Origin of the sequence: Aeromonas sp. Y293-4 (assembly GCF_027705905.1) — a bacterium.
Classification (GTDB): domain Bacteria; phylum Pseudomonadota; class Gammaproteobacteria; order Enterobacterales; family Aeromonadaceae; genus Aeromonas; species Aeromonas veronii.
Genome location: NZ_JAPDCI010000010.1, coordinates 70,570 through 92,572, shown reverse-complemented (window position 1 = coordinate 92,572; position 22,003 = coordinate 70,570). Strand labels below are relative to the sequence as shown.

The following is a 22,003-nucleotide window of genomic DNA, read 5'->3' as shown; positions in this document are numbered from 1 at the left end:
GCCCGCCATCAAGGGCAATGTCAAGCGGGCGTGTTTAAAAAACTATAAATAACGGCGCATATAATGACCAAGGCGGCACCAAATACTAAACACTCAAATCCGTACGAAGCCCCCCCCTCTCATCGTTGCAAAGGCGATGCCAACAGAGGGTGAAGCAGGCGCCAGATCCCGACCAATCCCCCGCAGGAACGGACCATTTTTTTGCAAGGGCGCACAATCCTTATCCTATTTGCTTTGCTTGGCTGCATTTTTTTGGTACAAGGCCCGCCCTGATTTGCACTCTCTTGCATGAAACAGGTGCAAATCGGGATACAAGGGCTTGGTCTGTAGGCAGACAGCCCCCATAAACAGGGATAATTGGGTTAGTAAACTGACTGGTAGTTAATCGTATGTGTGATTTCATGACTGAAGACCAACTGGCCTTTTACAAGGGGCAGATCGAGCGACAGATCGTCGAGCTCGAAGAGCGCCTGAACTCCCAGGCCAGCCAGGCCATCGCCACCGACACCAACGAGATGGCTGATGAAATTGACCGTGCCAGTATCGAGGAAGCCCGCCGTCTGGAGCTGAACCGCATCGAGCACGACAAGCTGCACCTGCGCAAGCTGCGGGGCGCATTGAAGCGCATCAGCGAAGGGGATTTTGGTTACTGCGAATCTTGCGGTGACGAGATCTCTCTCAAGCGGCTGCATGCCCGTCCGGAATCCCGTTTCTGCGTCGAATGCCAGAGCACCAAGGAATTTAACGATACCCACGTGTTCCGTCGCGTCGCCTGATTCTTCGAAGAACCGTCACCATTCTGGTGCAACAGACGCCAGCAAGGCAGGGCCCCGCGCTCAAACCTTGCACAACGCCTCGCAGCAAGATGGTGACAAGTTCTGTTAGACTCCGGACACCTTCCGGAATCTACAGGAGAACAGAGAGTGAAATGGCTCATCAAGCTGTGTTTGTGCCTGCCACTGCTGGCACAAGCACAGGTTCTGACGGTCAAGGTCCCCAGCCGTCCCGTCAACAATCTTGACCAGGAGTACCAGTACAAGCTGCTGGAACTGGCCCTGACCCGCTCCGGGCAACCCTTTCGCATCCAGCCTGTCGAACTCGACCTCAACCAGTTCACCCTCCAGCAGCAGCTGAGCAAGGGCAAGACCATCAACGTCTTCTGGATGGGCACCTCCAGCGAGCTCGAATCCTCCCTGATTGCCGTCCCCATTCCGCTGTTTCGCGGGCTGGAAGGATTGCGGTTGTCGTTCATCCACGCGGACGCTCAGGAGAAGTTCAACCAGATCAATACCCTGGCCGACCTCAAACAGCTGAAGGCGGCGCAAGGGGTCGGTTGGGCCGATAACAAAATTCTGGAAAATGCAGGCATCCCGACCTTCTCCGGCCGATACAGCAGCCTGTTTCGCCTTATCAACGACGGCGACAAGATCGACTTCTTCCCGCGCGCCCTGGTGGAAATCTTCGCCGAGCGCAGCGAACTGGTGGCGCAGTATCCCAACCTCGCCATCGAGCAGCATCTGCTGATCCGCTACCCCTTCGCCCAGTTCTTCTTCGTCAGCCCCGAATACCCCAAGCTGGCCAAGGCGATTCAGGCCGGGCTGGAGCGGGCCTATGCCGATGGCAGCTTTATGAAGTTCTTCAATGACAACCCCAAGATCCGCGAAGCGCTCGCCAGCGCCAACCTCGATCAGCGGGTCACCATCGCCCTGCCCAATCCGGATATGACCCCGTTGCTAAAATCCATTCCGGCCCAATATTGGGAGTATCCACCGCAGGGATAATCATCCCGAGCGCCTGACCATGAGGGTCGGGCAGCGAGAACACAGTGCGCCAGGGAGGTGCCATGAAGGGAATCCAGGAGTGGTTTGCGGAGTATGGCCAGAGCCATCGCCATCCGATAAACGTCGCCATCCACAAACTGGCGGTGCCGGGCATCTATCTCTGCTCGCTGGCGCTGCTCTGGTGTCTGCCACACGGGCCCTTGCCAGAGCCCCTCAACTGGGCGGCAGTGGCAGCCATTCCGGTGCTGCTGTTCTATCTGCAACTGTCGTTTTCGCTGTTCGCGGGGATGGCCGGGCTGACCGCGCTGGGATTGTGGATCTGCCACCAATGGCAGGGGCCGCTGCTGTGGCCCGCGGTGGCGGCGTTCGTGATTCTCTGGATAGCCCAGTTTGTCGGCCACAAGATCGAGGGCAAGCGCCCCTCCTTCCTCGCCGACCTGCAATTTCTGCTGATAGGCCCCGCCTGGGTGCTTGCCAGCCTCTATCGTCGCCTGGGCATTCCCTATTGAAGGGGGGCCAGGCCAACAGGAGAGACCATGACACATAACCACACGCGACATAACGCCCTGCGCCGCGCCCTGCCCCTGCTGCTGGGGGCCCTGTTTGCCGGCCCGGCACTGGCCGACAAGGCCGACCCGGTCGGTGAAGTGAGCACAGCCTTCAAGCTGTTTGGCCCCAACCACAAGATCCTGGTGGAGGCGTTCGACGACCCGCGCATCGACGGCGTCGCCTGCTATCTGGCGCGCCCCAAGACCGGTGGTGTAAAAGGCGGGCTGGGCCTGGCGGAAGATCCCTCCCACGCCTCCCTGTCGTGCCACCAGATCGGCCCCATCACCCTGCCCGAAAAGCTGAAGGCGGGGGAAGAGGTGTTCGATGTCAGCACCTCGCTGGTGTTCAAGGAGCAGAAAGTGGTGCGTTTTTACGACAAGAAACGCAATGCACTGGTTTACCTGACCTACAGCACCAAACTGGTGGATGGTTCGTACAAGAGTGCAGTCAGCGCCGTTCCCATTATGCCGTGGGGACAATAACCAGCCGGTTTGTCCGGTGATAGCTGACCCATTTTGTTGTAATTTGACGACACACACGCTGCGGAGCACATACCATGAAAGTCGCCGTATTCAGTACCAAGAGCTATGACAAAGAGCATTTCAACCAGGCCAACAGCCAATACGGCTTCGACCTGGAGTTTTTCGATGTGCGGCTGGAGGCCAAAACGGCCCGACTGGCTCACGGCTTCCCGGTGGTGTGTCTGTTCGTCAATGACGATGCCGACCGCGAGGTATTGACCGAACTGGCTGCCAACGGCACCCAGGTGATCGCCCTGCGCTGCGCCGGTTACAACAACGTGGATCTGGCCGCCGCCAAAGAGCTGGGGCTGAAAGTGGTGCGAGTGCCCGCCTACTCCCCCGAGGCGACCGCCGAGCATGCTGTCGGCATGATGATGTGCCTCAACCGCCGCATCCATAAGGCTTATCAGCGCACCCGCGACGCCAACTTCTCGCTGGAAGGGCTGGTCGGCTTCAACATGCATGGCAAGACCGTTGGCGTCATCGGTACCGGCAAGATCGGTCTGGCCGCCCTGCGTATCCTCAAGGGCTTCGGGGTTCGCCTGCTGGTGAACGACCCTTACCAGAATCCGGCGGCCATCGAGCTGGGAGCCGAGTACGTGGATCTCGATACCCTGTTCCGCCAATCCGATATCATCAGCCTGCACTGCCCGCTGTTCAAAGAGAACTACCACCTGTTGAACAAGGAGGCATTTGCCAAGATGAAGGACGGGGTAATGATCATCAACACCAGCCGTGGCGGCCTGCTCGACTCCAACGCTGCCATCGAGGCACTCAAGACCTCCCGTATCGGCGCGCTGGGGCTGGACGTCTACGAAGAGGAAGAGGATCTCTTCTTCTCCGACAAGTCCAACGAGGTGATCACCGATGACGTGTTCCGCCGCCTGTCAGCCTGCCACAACGTGCTGTTCACCGGCCATCAGGCGTTCCTGACCCGCGAGGCGTTGCACGCCATCGCCGATACCACCCTCGGCAATATCCGCGCCATCGAGAGCCAGGGCCGCTGCGACAACGAAGTGGAATAAGGGCTCGCCCTCTCTTCGTCACGCGCCGGGTTGTGAGACCCGGCGCCTTCGGGTAGGCTAGCCCCCCTTTTTTATTCAGGAGTCTGGCGCCCATGTTTATCGGATTTGATTACGGCACCTCCAACTGTGCCGTGGCCGTGATGGAACAAGGTAGCCCCAGGCTGCTGAATCTTGGCGCATCCCGCTATCTCCCTTCCACCCTGCATGCGCCCCACCGGGATGCTATCGCCGGTCTGTTGGCCGAAGGGCTGGCCCCCGCCCAGCAGGCGGAGTACCTCAAGTTGCGTGGCCCCGTGGTCACCCGCGCCCAGATGGTTCGCCGCCAGATGCGCGAAGAGGGACTGATCGACGAGCTGAGCTTTGGTGGCGCTGCACTGGAGCGCTATCTGGAAGAGCCGGACGACGGCTACTACATCAAGTCACCGAAATCCTTCCTCGGTGCCTATGGCCTCAAGGCCCCCCAGATCGCCCTGTTTGAAGACATCGTCTGCGCCATGATGCTCCATGTCCGCCAGCAGGCGGAACAACAGCTCGGTGCACCGATCCGCCAGGCGGTGATCGGCCGTCCGGTCAACTTCCAGGGTCTGGCGGGGGAAGAGAGCAACCAGCAAGCTATCGCCATCCTGACCGAGGCGGCCCGTCTGGCCGGTTTCGAGCAGGTAGAATTCCTCTATGAGCCGGTGGCCGCCGGGTTTGAATTCGAGGCGCGCCTCACTGAAGACGCCGTGGTACTGGTGGTGGATATCGGCGGCGGTACCACCGACTGCTCCATGCTGCGGATGGGACCGAGCTACCGCGATCAGCTGGATCGCAGCGGCGATCTGCTCGGCCACAGCGGCCAGCGGATCGGCGGCAACGACTTCGATATCCGCCTGACGGTGGAGGGGATGATGCCGCTGCTCGGCATGCACGAGACCCTCAAGACCGGCAAGCCGCTGCCACACCCGCTGTTCTGGGATGCGGCCGCCATCAACGACGTCAGCGCCCAGAGCCGCTTCTACAGCCTCGACACCGCCCGCCAGCTGCAGGATCTGCAGCTCGACAGCCAACCCGGCAGCAAGCTGGGGCGTCTGGCCAACCTGCGGGCCCACAAGCTGAGCCACCAGCTGGTATGGCGTGCCGAGCAGGGCAAGATCGCCCTCTCGGAGCAGGAACTCAATCGCCAGTCGCTGGCCGAGCTGGAAAAAGGGCTGGAAGCGGAGCTGACCCGCGAACAGCTGGCCAACGCCTCGGCCCTGCTGCTGGAGAAGATTGGCGACCTGATGGACGAAGCGATTGCCGCCGCCGGTGTGCAGCCGGATCGCATCTTCGTCACCGGCGGTAGCGCCCGCTCGCCGCTGATCGCCAGCTTTATCCGCCAGAAGCTCCCGTCCATCCCGCTTGAGGGTGGCGATGACTTCGGCTCGGTGGCCGCGGGTCTCGCCCGTTATGCCGAGCGGCTATTCACCAACTGATCCCTGAGATAGCGTAAATTGATGGCAACATCACCAAGGTGTTGCCATTAAGCGACAGCCTCGCGAGACAAGGGACGACAGAAGCGGTCGGTCGTCCCCTCTCCCGCCCTGCTCCCGACTGCCCAAAAAGGGTATTCTTGACGCTCCCCCAACCGGAGCCCCCTCATGCCCAGATTGCCCTTTTTGCTGATCCCCCTGTTACTGCTCGCTGGCTGCAGCTCGACCGCCTTTGTTCAGCAAGATCTGCAACACCACCACTGGGTACTGAGCAAACTGGATGGCGAACCGATCAAGGCCCCCCGCGACAATCCCCCCGATTTCGAGATCGGCGAGCACTTCACCGTCAACGGCATCGCCGGTTGCAACCGCTACTTCGGTCAGGGCCATCTGGAAGATGACAAACTGTGGGTCACCAGTCTGGGCAGCACCGAAATGGCCTGCATGCCGCCGCTCGACAATATCGAACAGGCTGTACTGACCACCCTTACCGAGGGTGCAACCCTGAGCGGCACCAGTCAGAACCTGATTCTGCAGGGCAAACAGCACCGTTTGGAATACACCTTGCGCGACTGGGTGTTCTAGCGCTCACAAAGCCGCATCACAAACAGGAACATGTTGTCCGGCTGTGGCACAATATGAGGCAGAGTTCGCAACGGAGGCTGCCTCAGCCATGTCGATGGATCGCCTGTTTGACAAGATCAAACAACTCCCCACTATTCCCAAGCTGCTGCACGAGTTGATGCAGAGCTTCAACGACGAGAATGCCCGCATCGACGAGATTGCGGCCAAGATCGCCATGGATCAGGTGATCAGCGTCAAGGTGCTACGGATGGCCAACTCGGCTGCCCTGCGCCGGGGCAACGAAGTGACCTCCATCGAACAGGCGGTGATCCGGCTCGGCTTCAACAGGCTGCGCTCCGTGGTGGTCGCCTCCGGCATCATCGGTACCTTCAAGGCCCCGCCCAGCTTCGACAAGAACAAGTTCTGGACCGAGACCTTCCAGGTCGCCACCATCGCCAAAACCCTGGCTCAGGAGGCCAAGGTGATGGATCCCGAGACCGCCTTCACCTGCGCTCTGATCCACAACATCGGCGAACTGCTTATCCAGAGCACATTGCCGGAAGAAGCCGAGCTCATCAACATGGCGATCCAGAACGGCAGCAGCCGGGTCGAGGCCCAGCGGGAGATGCTGGGCTACGACTATGCCCAGCTTGGTGCCGAGCTGGCGCGGCGCTGGAACCTCTCCGAGGCCTTCGTCGATGCCATCTCCCAACAGCTTGACCCGCTCTCCCACGATCCGGTCAGCAAGGAGGCGGTGCTGATCCGCCTCGCCGTGTTTATCTCCTTCGCCTGGAACGCGGGCGTGCCTGCCCAGGCCATCATCGCCCGTTTCCCCAAACCGCTCGCCGACCAGTTGGGACTGGATCCCAAGTCGCTGGCAGGCCAGCTCGAAACACTGCATGAACAGGGTAATGCCCTCGCCGATCTTCTGACTCAATAAGCATCATGACCCATCCGTTTCTGTTTCATCCCCAGGTGGCGCCCTGGTTCAAAGAGAGCGCCGACGCACTGCAATTGACCCTCTTTAGCGAGCTGGATGCGCCGATCCGCGAGGTGTGGCTGCGCCACGAGCCGGATAACGAGGAGTACCTGATTCCGATGACGGCGGTCTCCACCCGCGATCGGCTGCAGGTGTGGCAGGCGACCCTGCCGCTCATCAAAGGACAAGATATCCACCTCTACAGCTTCAAGTGCCTCACCGACGAGGAGCAGTGGTGGCTGCACGGGGCGGGCGTCAGCGCGTCCATGCCGCCACGGGAGCAACATTTTCGCTTCAACAGCCTGCACCAGCCACCGGCCTGGGTGCAGGATCAGGTGTTCTACCAGATCTTCCCCGACCGCTTCTGCAACGGCGATCCGTCGCTGAGCGTCAAGCATCACGAGTACGAGTACCGTGGCAAGGCGGTGATCAGCAAAGCGTGGGGTGAGCCGGTCAGTCGTCATGAAGAGGGCCACGGCGCCTGCGAGTTTTATGGCGGCGATCTGGCGGGCATCGATGCCAAGCTGCACTATCTGCAATCTCTCGGGGTGACGGCGCTCTACCTCAACCCCATCTTCGATTCGCCGAGTAACCACAAGTACGACACCCAGGACTACTTCAAGGTCGATGCCCACCTCGGCAGCAACGAGCAGTTCGCCGAGCTGACCCGCAACCTGCACCAGCGCGGCATGAAGATCATCCTCGATGCGGTGGTCAACCACACCTCTACCGAGCACCCCTGGTTCTGCCCGCCACTGGGCGCCCAGAGCAACCCGGACTCCCCGTGGCGCAGCTTCTACACCTTTGATAAAGAAGGGGATTACGTCAGCTGGAAGGGCATTCGCAGCCTGCCCAAGCTCGATTTCTCCTGCGAGAAGGTGCAGGACGCCGTCTATCGGGCTGACGATGCCATCCTTCGCTACTGGATGCGCGCCCCCTACCAGATCGATGGCTGGCGCTTTGACGTCATCCACATGCTGGGCGAGCGCGGCACCGCCGAGGGCAATCGCAGTCACGTGCGCGCCATTCGCGGGGCAGTGAAGCAGGAGAACCCGGACGCCTATGTGCTCGGCGAACACTTCTTCGAGGCGAGCCAGTGGCTGCAAGGGGATCAGGAGGATGGCGCCATGAACTACTACGGCTTCGCCCATCCGATCCGCGCCTTCCTGGCGGGGCAGGATATCGCCTACCACCCCATCAAGATCAGCGCCGAAGAGCTGGATCGCTGGCTCAAGCTGGCGCGGGCCCACATCCCGTTCAAGAACCAGCTGGCCCAGTTCAACCTGCTGGACAGCCACGATACCGCCCGTTTCCTCCACCTGCTGGGTGAAGACAAGCAGCGGATGCAGCTGGCCGCCACCCTGCTGCTCACCTATATCGGCGTGCCGTCCATCTACTACGGAGATGAAGTGGGACTCTCCGGCGGCAACGATCCGGACTGCCGCCGCTGCTTCCCGTGGGATACCACAGACTGGGATCACGTGCTGCACGACCACTATCGTCGGCTGATCCAGATCCGCCGCCAGCGCCCCTCCCTGCGCCGTGGCGATATCCAGACCCTCTACGCCGGGCCCCACAGCTATGTGTTCGCCCGTACCCTGCAGAGCGATCAGGTGGTGGTGGCCTGCAACCGCCACCCGAGCGAGCCGCGCACCATCAGCCTGCCCCTGTGGCAGACCGCGAGCCCGGCCAGCCGCTTCACCGACGCCTTCAACGGCGAGAAGTTTGAAGTGGTGCAGGGCGAGGTGCAGCTCACCATCCCCGCCAACTCGGCGAGAGTGCTGATCTCCAGCTGAGCGGGCAACTTACGCGCTGAAAAACAAAACCGGAGCCCAAGGCTCCGGTTTTTTATTCCATTCAATCCACCATGACGTCTGGCCCCTAGCCAGCCACCATCAGTAGTTGATGCTGACGTAGGGCACTTCCGGCACCTGCCAGCGCTGCTTGAGGTAGACGGTGAGCACGAAGAAGAAGTTGGCCAGCAGGTTGGCGAAGCGATAGAGAATGGGATCGAAGGCCACCCCGCTCTCTTCCAGCCTGACCAGCAGCCGCACCACCTTCTTGCTGCCGCAGCGGCACAGATGGAGGGTGGGAATGGGCTGTGGCCCCTGTGGCAGCACAAAACCGGTGACGCTGCCGCGACTCGCCTCGTTATAGTGGTCGTAACGGGCCTTGAGCCACTCAAGATCTGCATCGAAGATCCCCAGCTTGCCGCGTACCGAGCCGTTGAGGTTGTAGATAAGTCGCTGCAACGCCGCGAGATCCGCCAGCATGGGCTCGGTATCGGCATCCGGCGCAAGGTGTGACAGCACAGCCCCGACCTGACAGCAGAGCTCGTCGGTGGCGATTTCAAAATCACATTTGAGCGAGGTTTCGAAGATAAAGGGGTAGCAGAGCTCGCGCTTGTCTCTTGGCTTCTTGGGGTTCATGGGGCAACCGGATTGGAGAAAAGGCCAGTTTGCCAGCCCCGGGAAGGGCTGGCAAACGGCAGGTCATTACTTGCGTTACGCGCTGTGGCTCAGGCGTTCTTACTGGCGGGCTCGGTGGAGGGCTGGAACTGGTTGATCATCCGCAGCGCCTCCAGCATCCTCTGGTTGAAGCTGGTGAAGCGATCGACCTGCGCCGGTTCCTCTTCTCCTCTCGCCGCCAGCACGGCCGGGGTCAACGCCTGTTGTTGGGCTGGGGGCAGCAGGCTATCCGCCTGTTTCTGCACCTGATCCAGCTTCGGCAGATAGTCGGCAAACGGCTTGATCAGATCCTGCAGGGAGTGCGCCCCCTGATAGGTCTGGCTCAGCTTGACGCTCTGCTTGAGCTTGAGGGAGTAGGAGGCCAGCTGGCTGTCATCCAGTTTCAGCTCGCCCGCCTTGTTCAGCAGATCCTCGAAGTTGCCGGAGAAGAAGTTCCCCGCCAGCTCGTCGATCCCCTTGACCAACTTGCCGATGGACTCCATCTCGTCGCTGCTGAGGTCCCCCTCCAGCGAGAAGCTGAAGCTCTGGCTCGACTTGAGGCTGAACTGGCTGCCGCTCTCGCTGGTCTGGGACTTGGTCTGCCAGCTGTCGTTGAAGCGCAGCACCACCTTGTCGCCATCCTTGGTCTGGATCTCCAGATACCCCTGCTGGCGACTGGCCATCTCGGCCTGTCCCATGTCGGTCGGAGAGACCTTGCCGAAGAACTCCTTCTCGAACTCCTCGAGCCCTTTCTGGATCAGCTTGTAGCTCTGATCGATACCGGTTTTGATATCGTCGTTGTCAGTCGCCCACTTGCCGAGCTGCTTCTTCGCCTCGTCAAAGCCCTTGTCGACCCCCTTGCGGGCCTGCTCCATCATCCCGGTCAGGTCGTCGTCAGACTTGCCATCGGCCCGCGCGGCACCAAGCCGCCCGGTCACGAACTGCAGCACGTTGTCCGCCACCGACTGGAAGTCGAACAGGGTCTCCGGGGTGATCTCCTCAGGTTCTTTCACCTTCGGCGCCTGATAGCCCTGGCCGTTGATCTCCAGCGAGAACTGCAATGCCTGCTGGATCAGCACCTGCGCCCACTTGGGCGGCTTGTGCAAGGAGACCTCCTCCTCGCTCTTGACCTGTTTCTGCTCCGCCTGTTGCGGCGATTTGGGAGAAACACCCACTCCCTTGGGTTGGGCTGCGCCCACGCCTTCGATCTGCATAATGTGTCCTCCCACCATGCCTGTAGATCAGCTATCGGCCTGACTGAACACTTCTTGACCATAAAATGCTGGACAATCTGCGGCTGGCTTTTAAAATCGGGCCCCTTTGGGTGGCCTGTAGCCTTCCCCCGATTTCGACCCGGCCCGGCCGGTGTGCATGTGAGGTATTTATGACCCAGTCCCAACAGCCTTCCGCGAACGCTCCGGCGCCCAGAACCGCGGCCGACTATCAGGCCCAACTCGACGAAAAGCGTGCTCGCCTCACCGAGCTGTTTGCCGGCTTCACCCTCCCGGCGCTGGAAGTGCACAGCTCGCCGGCGGAGTACTACCGGATGCGCGCCGAATTTCGCATCTGGCACGAAGGGGATGACCTCTTCCACTGCATGTATGCCCCGGCGACCAAAGAGATCATCAAGATAGACCACTTCCCCACCGCCAGCCGCCTCATCAACCAGTTGATGCCGCTGCTGCTGGAGGGGCTGCGCCCACACCCGGTGCTGCGCCGCAAGCTGTTCCAGATTGACTACCTCTCCACCCAGTCCGGCCAGATCATTGTCAGCCTGCTCTATCACCGCAAGCTGGAGGCCGAATGGCAACAAGCCGCCGAAGTGCTGCAGGCCGATCTGCGCGCCAAGGGGTTCGAGCTGCAATTGATTGGCCGCGCCCACAAGCAGAAGATCTGTCTGGGGGATGACTTCGTCATCGAACAGCTCAACGTGGCGGGTCGCCAGCTCACCTACAAACAGGTGGAGAACAGCTTCACCCAGCCCAACGCCGCCATCAACGAGCAGATGCTGGCCTGGGCGCTGGATGTGACCAAGGGGAGCGAAGGGGACCTGCTGGAGCTCTATTGCGGCAACGGCAACTTCTCCATCGCGCTGGCGCAGAACTTCCGCAAGGTGCTGGCCACCGAGATCGCCAAGCCGAGCGTCGACTCCGCCCAGTTCAACATCGCCGCCAACGGCGTCGACAACCTGATCATCCTTCGCATGTCGGCCGAAGAGTTCACCATGGCGATGCGTGGCGAGCGGGAGTTCAACCGCCTCAAGGGGGTCGATCTCAAGAGCTACCAGTGCAACACCATCTTCGTCGACCCGCCCCGCGCTGGTCTCGATGATGCCACCGTCAAGCTGGTGCAGGAGTACGACAACATCCTCTACATCTCCTGCAACCCAGATACCCTGCAGGCCAACATGGCCGTGCTGGGCGAAACCCACGAGATCGCCCGTTTCGCCCTGTTCGACCAGTTCCCCTGGACCCATCATATGGAAGCCGGGGTCTATCTGCGCCGCAAGGCCGGTTGATTTAGGCAGACAGGAAAACAACAACAGGGCCGGATGGCCCTGTTTTGTTATTGACTGAACATCGGCCTCACTCCAGCTGGAAGTGACCCACGATCTCCCGCAGCCGGTCGTAGGTCTGCTGCATCGCCGCGGAGCTGGCAACCGTCGCTTCGCCATTGTGAGTCAGCTGGCGGATCACCTCGGCGATGGCGCTCATGTTGCGGTTGATCTCTTCGGCCACCGCGCTCTGCTGCTCCGCCGCCGTGGCGATATGGCTGATGAGATCGTTGATCTCCACTACTTCCCCTGCCATCAGATCCAGCGACTCGTTGACCCGGGTGGTGTTCTCGGCCGCCCCCTGACAGCTCTGCTTGGTGTTACCCATGGCATCCACCACGGTGCGGGTGCCCCGCTGCAGACTGGCCAGCATGGTCTGGATCTCGGCTGTGCTCTGCTGGGTACGGGCTGCGAGGGAACGCACCTCGTCCGCCACCACCGCAAAGCCACGCCCCTGTTCACCAGCGCGGGCCGCCTCGATGGCTGCGTTGAGGGCCAGCAGGTTGGTCTGTTCGGCAATGCTGCCGATCACCCCCAGCACAGAGCCAATCTGCTGCACATCCTGCTGCATCGCCTCGATGGAGCGGGCAGTGGCTTCCACTTCGTCCACCAGCGCCATCACGCTGGCCATGGCCTGATCCACCACCTGACGGGACTGGCTCGCCAGCTGCTGGCTCTGACCGGTGAGCTGGGCGGTGCTGGCCGCACTCTCGGAGACGGAGACCGCGGTGCGGCTCATCTCGTTGATGGCGGTCACCACCTGCTCAGTCTCGCGTACATGATCCGCCAGCAGGGACTGGGCGGCGCCGGTCTGACTGGCCAGCCCCTCGATGCCGCTGTTGAGCTGGCCGCTCGCCTGCCGCACCTCCCCCATCATCTCCTGCAGCCGCTCGATAAAGCGGTTGATGCCGGCCGAGATCTGGCCAAGGTCATCCTTGCTGGTCACCGCCAGCCGGCGGGTGAGATCGCCGCTGCCGCGAGAGAGCTCCAGCACCAGATCCCGCAACGAGAGGATGGGGCGATATGCCACATTGAGCGCCAGCATCGCCAGCACCATCACCACGATAGCCACGCCGCACAGCGCCATGATGATCTGGCCGTTGAGAGCCCGGGTCATGGCCCTGATGTAGTCAAGATCGATGTAGCCGGTCAGCGTCCAGCTGCTGCCGCGAATATCCAGCTGGTTGGGGCGCGCTTCGCTCTCCCCCTGCGGCTTGCTGTCATAGAGGCTGTTACCCTGACTGTCGGCCAGCGAGAAGTAGCGGCCATCGCCACTCATCTTCTCCAGCAGGCTTGTGAACTCGCTCATGTCGAGGTAGTAGAGATAGGCGGAATCAGCGCCGCGCGGCACCAGAATGGTGATGACCGGCTTGCCATCCACCTGTTGCAGCAGGCTGACGGTGATCTGGTTATTGGCGGCGGGGATCAACTTGCGCAGGGCATCCACTTTGGCGCTGTCGTTGATGACCCCGCTCACGTCGAATGCCATGTCGCCGATCACCTTGACGATGTTGTGAAAGCCGGTCTCTTGCAGGGTCTTCTTGACGTTGGTCACCCCGAAGTTGAGGTTGGCAGCCAACAGGATCTTTTGATTGATGTCACTGGCCAGCTTCTCTTTGACCAGAGTGATCTGTTCGTTGATGTTGTGGGTGGCTTGAGTGCGAATGTAGCCACTGATGAAGTGGTTGACGCTGAGCCCGGCGGTGCCGATGGTGACCAGAATGGCCAGTAGCAGCAAGAGGTAAATCTTGACCTTGAATGGCATGGGTTCCCTCCAGAAGAGAGGGCTGGCAACGCCAACCCTCTCTGCCAATCGTTATTTCTTCTTGGCGTACTTCATGGAGTCCAGGGCCACCGCCAGAATGATGATGCCGCCCTTGATGATGAACTGCCAGTAAGGGCTGACGCCGATATAGGTCAAACCATAGTTGATCAGGGTGAAGATAAGTACGCCGGTGATCACACCTGCGACAGTTCCCACCCCGCCGGCAAACGACACCCCGCCCACCACGCAGGCCGCGATGGCGTCGAGCTCGTACATGAAACCGAGGTTATTGGTGGCACTACCGATCCGGCCCGCTTCCAGCATGCCGCCGAAGGCGTAGAAGACCCCCGCCAGCGCATAGATCATCACCAGATTGACCGCCACGTTGACACCGGAAACCTTGGCCGCTTCCGGGTTGCCGCCGATGGCGAAGATGTTCTTGCCAAAGCGGGTCTTGTTCCACAGCACCCAGACAAAGACGCTGGCGATGGCCGCGTAGAAGGTGAGGTACGAGAGCTTGAAGCCGCCGATCCGGATAAACCCCTGGGCGAAGCTGGAGAAGCGGGGGTCAAACCCAGCCACTGGCGAAGCCCCGACCGAGTCGAAGTAGAGGGAGTTGATACCGTAGACGATGATCATGGTGCCCAGGGTGGTAATGAACGGGGTAACGTTCAGGTAGGCCACGATCAGACCGTTGACCAGACCAATCAGGGCACCCACCACACACACCAGCAGGATCACCGCAGGAATGGGCACCTCCCCCAGCGTCGGGAACACCTTGTTGACGTTGGTCAGCGCCTGCAACATGGTTGCCGCGATGAGTGCCGCCAGACCGACCTGACGACCGGCCGAGAGATCCGTCCCCTGAGTGATGATGATGCCCGCCACCCCCAGCGCGATGATGACCCGCACCGAGGACTGGGTCAGGATGTTGCTGAAGTTGGTGAGGCTCAGGAAGGAGGGCTCCTGGATCACGATGACCATGAGCAGCACCAGCAGCACCAGATAGATGGCGTTTTCCTTGAGCGCCTGCATCAGATTGAAATTTTTAGCCGACTCCATAAATGTCTTCCTGTCTCTAGAGGTACAGAGATGCCAGGCGCAGTATCTCGCTCTGGTCAGTTTCTTTGGTATTGACGATCCCGGCGACCCGACCGTTGCTCATCACCATGATGCGGTCGGTGATCCCCAGCAATTCCGGCATCTCTGACGAGATGATGATGATCCCCTTGTCCTTCTTCGCCAGCTCCAGAATGAGCTGATAGATCTCGAACTTGGCCCCGACGTCGATGCCGCGGGTGGGCTCGTCGAGCATCAGGATCTCCGGCTGGGTCAGCAGCCAGCGGCCGATGATCACCTTCTGCTGGTTGCCCCCGGAGAGGGAACCTATCTGGGTCTGCTGGGTCGGCGTCTTGACCCGCATGGAGTCGATCACCCACTGGGTATCGCTCTTCATCTTGTTGTCGCTGAGCAGCCCCATGGAGCCCTTGTAGCTGTCCATGTTGGCGATCAGGGAGTTGAAGGCGATATCGAGCCGCGAGTAGATACCGGTGGAGCGGCGCTCTTCCGTCACCAGCGCAAAGCCGTTGCGGATCGCTTCGTGGGCGTTGTGGTTGGCTACCTCTTTGCCGTGCAGCTTGATGCTGCCCTGACTGCGATCACGAATACCGAACAGGGTCTCGACGATGTCGGTGCGCTTGGCCCCCACCAGTCCGGCGATGCCGAGGATCTCCCCCTTGTGCAGGTTGAAGGTCACATCCTGAATGGAGGGCTGGTTCTTCGCCGTCAGGTGTTCGATCTCGAGGATCACCTCTTTCGGCTGGTTGGTCTTTTCCGGGAAACGCTGGGTCAGTTCACGGCCGACCATCATGCCGATGATCTGATCCATGGTCATGCCCTTGAGCGGCTGGGTTGCCACCCACTGGCCATCCCGCAATATGGTGATCTCGTCACAGAGCTGGAAGATCTCCTCCATCTTGTGAGAGATGTAGACGATGCCGCACCCCTTATCCTTCAACTTGTTGATGATCTTGAAGAGGTGGTTCACCTCTTTCTCGGTCAGGGAGGAGGTGGGTTCGTCCATGATGACGATCTTGGCATCGTAGGAGAACGCCTTGGCGATCTCGATCATCTGCATCTGGGAGACCGACAGGGTCGCGACCTTCACTTTGGGGTCGATGTCGATATCCAGCTCATCGAAGATGCGCTTGGTGTCGTCATACATCTTGCCGTGGTCGATAAACCACCCCTTGGTGGGGTAGCGGCCGAGCCACATGTTGTCCATCACGGTACGCTGCAACACCAGGTTGAGCTCCTGATGCACCATGGAGACGCCATTTTCCAGCGCCTCTTTCGAGGAGGTGAAGTTGATCTCCTGCCCCTTGAAGAAGATCTTGCCCTGATCCTTCTCGTAAATGCCGAACAGGCACTTGAGCAGTGTGGATTTTCCCGCTCCGTTCTCGCCCATCAACGCATGCACAGAATGAGGACGGACCCGTAAATTGACATTATCGAGTGCCTTGACGCCAGGAAAGCTCTTACTGACGTCAATCATCTCCAACAGCCATTCTGATTGTTGCTGTGTTGTCATATCAGCCATCACATCTGGTTGAAAAAAGGGCAAGGGGATCTCCCTTGCCCTGGAGGAGGGAATTACTCGAATTGGGACAGGTTGTCTTTATCCACACCGACGTAGGCAACACGTACTACCTTGTCGACGATATTCCACTTGGTGCCTTCACCAGCCGGTTTGCCTTCAGCCAGGTTCTTGGTCAGCTCGAAGGTGGCTTTGGCCTGGTTGGCCGCATCGTTCAGCACGGTACCCGCCATGGCACCGCTCTTGACCATGGCCAGCGCTTCCGGCAGCGCATCGACGCCGAATACCGGAATGGCAGTCTTGCCCTGGGCTTTCAGTGACTCGACTGCACCCATTGCCATGCCGTCGTTGTTGGCGATGACCACTTCGATCTTGTTGGCGTTGGGGCCGGAGATCCAGGCGTCCATCTTGTCTTTCGCCATGGCGGTATCCCACATACCGGTATCCATGTGCAGTTGTTCGGTCTTGACGCCGCCATCGTTCAGGGTCTTGACCACGTAGGAGGTACGCGCTTCCGCATCCGGGTGGCCCGGCTCCCCTTTCAGCAGCACGAACTGGATCACGCCATCCTTGTTCAGATCCCACTCCGGATGGGCTTTCCAGTGTTTGGCAATCAGCTGACCCTGGATGATCCCTGACTCCTTGGAGTCGGTGCCCACGTAGTAGGCCTTGTCGTAGCTGGCCAGATCGGTAGCGCTCGGCTCCTTGTTGTAGAAGACCACCGGGATATCTTCGCCACGGGCTTTCTCAATCACCACCGGTGCCGCAGCTGGGTCAACCAGGTTGATGGCCAGCGCCTTCACCCCTTTGGCCAGCAGCACGTCGATCTGGTCGTTCTGCTTGGACTGGTCGTTCTGGGAGTCGTTCATCAGCAGCTCCACCCCCGGAGTGGCTGCCGCCTCCTTCTCGATGGCCTTGCGCACGACCGCCATGAAGTTGTCGTCGTACTTGTAGACGGTTACCCCGATACGGGTGTCAGCCTGGGCATTGGCTCCAGCCATCATGCCCATCAGCAGGGCGGCAACTGTGGTCAGTTTTTTCATTATGTGTGCTCCGATGTGTCTATCTGTGTTGTAGGGTGGCGAGCAATTGAGCAAGCGCCAATCAATGTAATCAGTTTGTTGTCATTTCTTCTGTGATCATGACGACAAAATGAAAACGTTTACACTCTGTTACATTGAAACTTTATATTTATTTTTCAAATACATATAAATAAAAATCAGATTTGAGACTCAATCTTTCCCACAGCATTGAGGCTAGTCGTTACTGGTCTGTTGTCAAAATGGCGCACTGGCTAGACAGTCGCTTCAATAGCTGGATTAGCGGAGAGTGCAGCCCCAACGGTAACGACGCTCGAGCAGTTGATACTCGGGACGCACGCTCTGGCTCCAGGAGTCATCACCGCCCACCCCCATATGGGCGCCATCGAGGCAGACCCACAACCCCTCTTCGGCCACCAGATCGCTCTGGTGACGGGCGGCGGCCAACTGCTGCTGACTGAAGCGGCTGGCACTGAAATGGAAGCTGCCGTTCACCGTCGTGCCGCCCAGCTGCAACTGGCGGGTATCACAGCGCAAGCCGTTGTCACTCGGGAAAATGTAAGGGGTATGCATCGCCTCCAGCGGCAGACTCCAGCGCCCCAGATCAGCGCCCAGCAGACGATCTGGATAGTTCTCGTGAGGGCCGCGTCCCAACCATTCGGCTCGCGCCGGTACCTCGGCCAGATGAAGCAGCAGGCCAATCCGCGGCAGCGACGGCAGCACCTGTGCCAGCTCGGTTTCTATCTCTAGGCTCATAGCGCCATCGTCGGTAAAGCGGTGATGCCAGTGACTCACCAGCAGCAGCTCATCGTGGTGGAAGTAACCATGGCTGACCCGGATATCCCCTCCGACGACCGCGATCCCCAGACAGCGGTGCTGCCACTGACCGAGGCCACACACCTGCCAGCGAGCAATCCAGGAGTTGGGGTCGGCGTGATCCGCTTCGCTGGTGCCAATGTCGTTGTCGAGCGGCGCCCGGTAGAAGTGATCCATGATCGGCGCCAGCAACTGCTCCTGCCCCGATTTTTGCCAACTGGTGATGCGGCCGCTCTGCTTGTCGAGCCACCACTGGCTGTTTGCGGTGGTGACCAGCCAGCTATCCGGCTGCTCGCTCAGGGTAGCGGCAGCGACCGGCGCTGGCAGGGCAAGGGGGATCGGCAGGGTGAACTGCTGACGGGCGACCTTGTGATCCGCCTGCGACCATAGGGTTTCCTGTGGCTGCACGATGGCCAGATCGAGCCAGGCCAGTGAGCCTGCCGCAAAGGGGGGCAGCCTCTCGCTCAGGGTCAACTCGACCACTCCCTGTGGCGCCAGCTCAAGGGAGATCTCCCCCTGCAGCTGCACATGGCCGTTCTCGCACAGCTGCCAGCAAAGCCGCTCGTTGTCGGTTTCCCGAAACAGGTATTCGCTCTCGATCCGCACCCGCAGCGGGGTGTGCTCAAGCAGAGTGAAGCGGAACGGCTGCTGGGCGCGCTTTGCCTCAAACAGCGCGGGATGGGGGGAGCGATCCGGGAACAGCAGGCCGTTGCAGCAGAACTGGCGATCGTTTTGCACATCACCAAAATCGCCGCCATAGCCCCAGTAGTGGCGGCCATCGGCGGTGTATTTGTCGAGCCCCTGATCGACCCAATCCCAGACAAATCCGCCTTGCAGACGTGGATGATCGCGAAACGCCTGCCAATAGTGGCCGTAGCCCCCCAGACTGTTGCCCATGGCGTGGGCATATTCGCAGAGGATCAGCGGCCGGTGCTCGCCGGGCAGGCCGATCCACTTGGCCAGCGCCCACTTGGGCACCGCCGGGAAGGGTTGATCCTGATGGGTTCTGGCATACATGGGGCAGATGATGTCGGTGGCCGGGGTATCGGCCCCGCCCCCCTCGTACTGCACCGGACGGCTCGGGTCGCTGCGCTTGATCCAGCCATACATGGCATCGTGGGCCGGGCCGTACCCCGACTCATTGCCCAGCGACCAGATGATGATGGAGGGGTGGTTGAAATCCCGCGCCACCATGCGGGTGGCCCGCTCCAGAAAAGCGTTGCTCCAGGCGGGATCCCGCGCCAGCCGCCCCATGGGGGTCATGCCGTGGGTCTCCAGATTCGCCTCGTCCACCACATAGAGGCCGAGCCGGTCGCAGAGGCGATAGAAGTCGGGGTGATTGGGGTAGTGGGAGCAGCGCACCGCATTGAAGTTGTGCCGCTTCATCAGCAGCAGATCCCGCTCCATGGTGGCGCGATCAACGGCATAACCCTTGGCGGGATGGTGTTCATGACGGTTGGCACCACGAATAAGCAGCGGCTGACCGTTGACCCGCAGCAGGCCGCCACAGATCTCCACCACCCGAAAGCCCACATCGCACGCTTCGCTCTCGATAGCCTGGCCCTGCTCGTCCCGCAGGGTCAGGGTCAGGCGATAGAGATGGGGCGTCTCGGCGCTCCACTTGCGCGGCGCAGCCACGTCGAGCCACAGTTCGGCGCGATCGTCGTAAGCCCCTTTTTCATCAATGGCTTGGGTGCCGATCGGCTGGCGCAGGGTCGCAACCCGCTCGCCACCGTCATAGAGATTGGCCTCTACCGAGAGGCCAGCCCCATTAGCGACCTGCAGGGCAATCTTGAGACGGCCATCCCGATAGCAGGCATCCAGCTCGGGGGTCACCCGCATATCCATCAGATGGCGGGACGGTTTGTGCAGCAGGCTGACGGAGCGGAAGATCCCCGACAGCCACCACATATCCTGATCTTCCAGATAGGAGCCATCGGACCAGCGCAGCACCAGCACCGCCAGCCGGTTGCGACCGCTCTGCAGATAAGGAGTCAGATCGAATTCGGCGGGCAGCCGGCTGTCCTGGGAGTAGCCGACCCAGAGGCCGTTGCAAAAAAGGTGGAAGGCACTGCTAACCCCGTCAAAGATGATCCGGCTCTGACCGCTGGCCAGCCAGTTGGCGGGCAGTTCGAACTCGCGGGAGTAGCAACCGGTGGGGTTCTCTGCCGGTACCCGCGGCGGATCGCAGGGAAAGGGGTACTTGATATTGGTGTAGATGGGGCCATCGGTAAGTGGCCGCGCAGCCGGATAGGCGGCATCCAGCTGCCAGTTACCCGGCACTGTAATGGGGCAAGTATCCGCCAGATCCTGCACCAGCCAGCTCTCGGGCACCCGCTCGGGGGCGGCAAAGAAGGAGAAGCGCCACTCGCCATCGAGCAAGAGACGGGAGGAAGAGGCCAGATCACCCCTGGCATCCGTTTCGCTGCGCCAGCTGAACATGGGGGTATGGGCAGCCAGCCGGTTTACCGACGTAATGGCCTGAGTCTGCCAATCCTGACGCGCCACTATCTCCCTGAGCATTCACTCTCTCCCTGCTGATTAGAAAACCTATTCAGTCTAGAGAAGTATGACGCAGGGAACGGCGATCTCGCTCACACAGATGTAAACGATTACACTTGTTTTGTTAAGTAAAGCGGAGTAAAAATGATTAAAAATAGGTAAAACAATAACCGTGCAAGAAACGGCCCCGAACAGGGCCGCAAAAGGGAGCTATCCGGCCCGAACCGGCGCCACCGAGTGGCGATTTATCAGGGTGGGTGTATAGATCCGGCTCTGGGTCGCGTCACTCTCCCCCGCCGCCAGCTGAATGGCCAGCTTGGCCGCCTGGGCCGCCATCAGCTCGATGGGATAGCGCATGGTGGAGAGCTTGGGGCGCAAATATCTGGCATAGATGATGTCATCGAAGCCCACTACCGATACCTCCTCCGGCACTCGCAGGCCGTTGTCGGCCAGCACAGAGATGGCGCCCGCCGCCATGGCATCGTTATAAGCCACCACGGCAGTCACCTTGAGCCCCTTGGCCAGCAGGTTGAGCATGGCGCGCTCGCCCCCCTCCTCGTTCGGGGTGCCACTCTCGATAAGCTCGGGATCGGCTGCCAGACCGGCTTCCATCAGCCCATCCTGATACCCCTGCAGACGCAAGGTGGCATCCTCGATGGCGTGATCCGAGCTGATAAAGGCGATATGGCGGTGGCCCAGCTCGATCAGATGACGGGTCGCCGTGGCGGCACCCAGCCGGTTGTTGAGAGCGATGCAGCGCCCCTTGAGGGCCGGAATATCGCGGTTGATCAGCACCATACCGGGCACCCGCATGGCGTAATCGTAAAGTTCCTCGTCGCTCAGCGCCTTGCTGTGCACCACCAGCGCCTCGCAGCGCTTGCCGATCAGCAGCTCGATCGCCTCACGCTCCTGACGCGCCTTGTGAAAACCGTTACCCATCAGCAGGTGAAGGTTCTGCTCGACGGCGATGCCGGAGACACCCTTAACCAGTGCACCGAAGAAGGGATCGGCCACGTCACCGACCACTACCCCCATGGTGTCGCAAGTCTGGCTGACCAGTGCCCGCGCGTTGGCGTTGGGAGTGTAGCCCAGTTCGGCCATGGCCTTCTGCACCACTTCGCGAGACGCGGCGCTGGCCTTGGGGGAGTTGTTCATCACCCGTGAAACCGTTGCCACCGACACATTGGCCAAACGGGCGACATCCTTGATGGTGCTCATGCTGTTTTCACTTCTTTCACTGTGCAATAGAGCGCCATTATACCCAGCAAACCCTTTGAAAACAGGGGTGAAACGCATATCTGCCGTCAGGATGATCACAAAACGATGTAATCGTTTACACTGTTTTGCAAGCAAGCTCACAGTTTGGTCGCCACACCCTCGGCTAGACTGCTTCCCGACACTTTTTCAGTGGAG

Annotated in this window: 18 protein-coding genes; 10 read left to right on the top strand and 8 right to left on the bottom strand. The window is 60.4% G+C overall.

The features are described 5' to 3' along the window. The first annotated feature begins 389 nt into the window (after positions 1-389). The 9 genes from OKC31_RS12780 to malZ all read left to right on the top strand — a co-directional run bounded on the left by OKC31_RS12780 (position 390) and on the right by malZ (position 8,666). Complete coding sequence (locus OKC31_RS12780; RefSeq protein WP_005356952.1) at positions 390-776, top strand: TraR/DksA family transcriptional regulator; 387 nt, start codon at positions 390-392, stop codon at positions 774-776. Between the two features lie 147 nt (positions 777-923). After that, positions 924-1,781, top strand: a complete 858-nt coding sequence (locus tag OKC31_RS12775; RefSeq protein WP_075116204.1) for a hypothetical protein — start codon at positions 924-926, stop codon at positions 1,779-1,781. Between the two features lie 62 nt (positions 1,782-1,843). Beyond that, positions 1,844-2,290, top strand: coding sequence for an Mpo1 family 2-hydroxy fatty acid dioxygenase (locus OKC31_RS12770; protein ID WP_247823653.1), 447 nt, complete (start codon positions 1,844-1,846; stop codon positions 2,288-2,290). A 27-nt stretch (positions 2,291-2,317) separates the two neighbouring features. Next, positions 2,318-2,812: a CreA family protein gene (locus OKC31_RS12765; protein ID WP_005355485.1), complete on the top strand. Its 495-nt coding sequence runs from the start codon at positions 2,318-2,320 to the stop codon at positions 2,810-2,812. A 74-nt stretch (positions 2,813-2,886) separates the two neighbouring features. After that, positions 2,887-3,876 (top strand): 2-hydroxyacid dehydrogenase, encoded by a 990-nt coding sequence (locus OKC31_RS12760; RefSeq protein ID WP_005340720.1) that lies wholly within the window; start codon positions 2,887-2,889, stop codon positions 3,874-3,876. Positions 3,877-3,968: 92 nt separating this feature from the next. After that, positions 3,969-5,330: a molecular chaperone gene (gene yegD / locus OKC31_RS12755; protein ID WP_247823654.1), complete on the top strand. Its 1,362-nt coding sequence runs from the start codon at positions 3,969-3,971 to the stop codon at positions 5,328-5,330. Between the two features lie 165 nt (positions 5,331-5,495). Then, positions 5,496-5,912, top strand: a complete 417-nt coding sequence (locus OKC31_RS12750; protein WP_247823655.1) for an META domain-containing protein — start codon at positions 5,496-5,498, stop codon at positions 5,910-5,912. A gap of 88 nt (positions 5,913-6,000) precedes the next feature. Beyond that, positions 6,001-6,831 carry an HDOD domain-containing protein gene (locus tag OKC31_RS12745; RefSeq protein WP_005355498.1) on the top strand — a complete coding sequence of 277 codons (831 nt, stop codon included), beginning with the start codon at positions 6,001-6,003 and terminating at the stop codon, positions 6,829-6,831. A 5-nt stretch (positions 6,832-6,836) separates the two neighbouring features. Next, positions 6,837-8,666 carry a maltodextrin glucosidase gene (gene malZ, locus OKC31_RS12740; protein WP_005356962.1) on the top strand — a complete coding sequence of 610 codons (1,830 nt, stop codon included), beginning with the start codon at positions 6,837-6,839 and terminating at the stop codon, positions 8,664-8,666. 99 nt (positions 8,667-8,765) lie between these two features. Here the strand turns inward: malZ and OKC31_RS12735 are convergent, their stop codons facing one another. Both OKC31_RS12735 and OKC31_RS12730 read right to left on the bottom strand, forming a co-directional pair. Continuing rightward, complete coding sequence (locus tag OKC31_RS12735) at positions 8,766-9,299, bottom strand: ATP--cob(I)alamin adenosyltransferase (protein ID WP_043821496.1); 534 nt, start codon at positions 9,297-9,299, stop codon at positions 8,766-8,768. 89 nt (positions 9,300-9,388) lie between these two features. Beyond that, entirely contained in the window at positions 9,389-10,531 is a 1,143-nt protein-coding gene (locus tag OKC31_RS12730) for a DUF5610 domain-containing protein (RefSeq protein ID WP_247823656.1), read from the bottom strand. 170 nt (positions 10,532-10,701) lie between these two features. Between OKC31_RS12730 and trmA the strand changes: the two genes are divergently transcribed. Further along, the gene (gene trmA, locus OKC31_RS12725; protein ID WP_236767560.1) at positions 10,702-11,835 is read left to right on the top strand and encodes a tRNA (uridine(54)-C5)-methyltransferase TrmA; all 1,134 of its coding nucleotides are present in this window, start codon (positions 10,702-10,704) and stop codon (positions 11,833-11,835) included. 67 nt (positions 11,836-11,902) lie between these two features. Here the strand turns inward: trmA and OKC31_RS12720 are convergent, their stop codons facing one another. From OKC31_RS12720 to OKC31_RS12695, 6 genes are all read right to left on the bottom strand, one after another. Then, on the bottom strand, positions 11,903-13,636 hold the full coding sequence (locus OKC31_RS12720) for a methyl-accepting chemotaxis protein (protein ID WP_270657065.1): 1,734 nt from the start codon (positions 13,634-13,636) through the stop codon (positions 11,903-11,905). A gap of 51 nt (positions 13,637-13,687) precedes the next feature. Further along, positions 13,688-14,698, bottom strand: a complete 1,011-nt coding sequence (gene mglC / locus OKC31_RS12715; protein ID WP_005342585.1) for a galactose/methyl galactoside ABC transporter permease MglC — start codon at positions 14,696-14,698, stop codon at positions 13,688-13,690. A gap of 16 nt (positions 14,699-14,714) precedes the next feature. Then, positions 14,715-16,235, bottom strand: coding sequence for a galactose/methyl galactoside ABC transporter ATP-binding protein MglA (gene mglA, locus OKC31_RS12710; protein WP_033136359.1), 1,521 nt, complete (start codon positions 16,233-16,235; stop codon positions 14,715-14,717). A 53-nt stretch (positions 16,236-16,288) separates the two neighbouring features. Continuing rightward, positions 16,289-17,275 carry a galactose/glucose ABC transporter substrate-binding protein MglB gene (gene mglB / locus OKC31_RS12705; protein ID WP_005340747.1) on the bottom strand — a complete coding sequence of 329 codons (987 nt, stop codon included), beginning with the start codon at positions 17,273-17,275 and terminating at the stop codon, positions 16,289-16,291. 276 nt (positions 17,276-17,551) lie between these two features. Next, positions 17,552-20,611: a beta-galactosidase gene (locus OKC31_RS12700; RefSeq protein WP_247823658.1), complete on the bottom strand. Its 3,060-nt coding sequence runs from the start codon at positions 20,609-20,611 to the stop codon at positions 17,552-17,554. Positions 20,612-20,800: 189 nt separating this feature from the next. Further along, the gene (locus OKC31_RS12695) at positions 20,801-21,808 is read right to left on the bottom strand and encodes a substrate-binding domain-containing protein (protein WP_041915397.1); all 1,008 of its coding nucleotides are present in this window, start codon (positions 21,806-21,808) and stop codon (positions 20,801-20,803) included. Between the last annotated feature and the right edge of the window lie 195 nt (positions 21,809-22,003).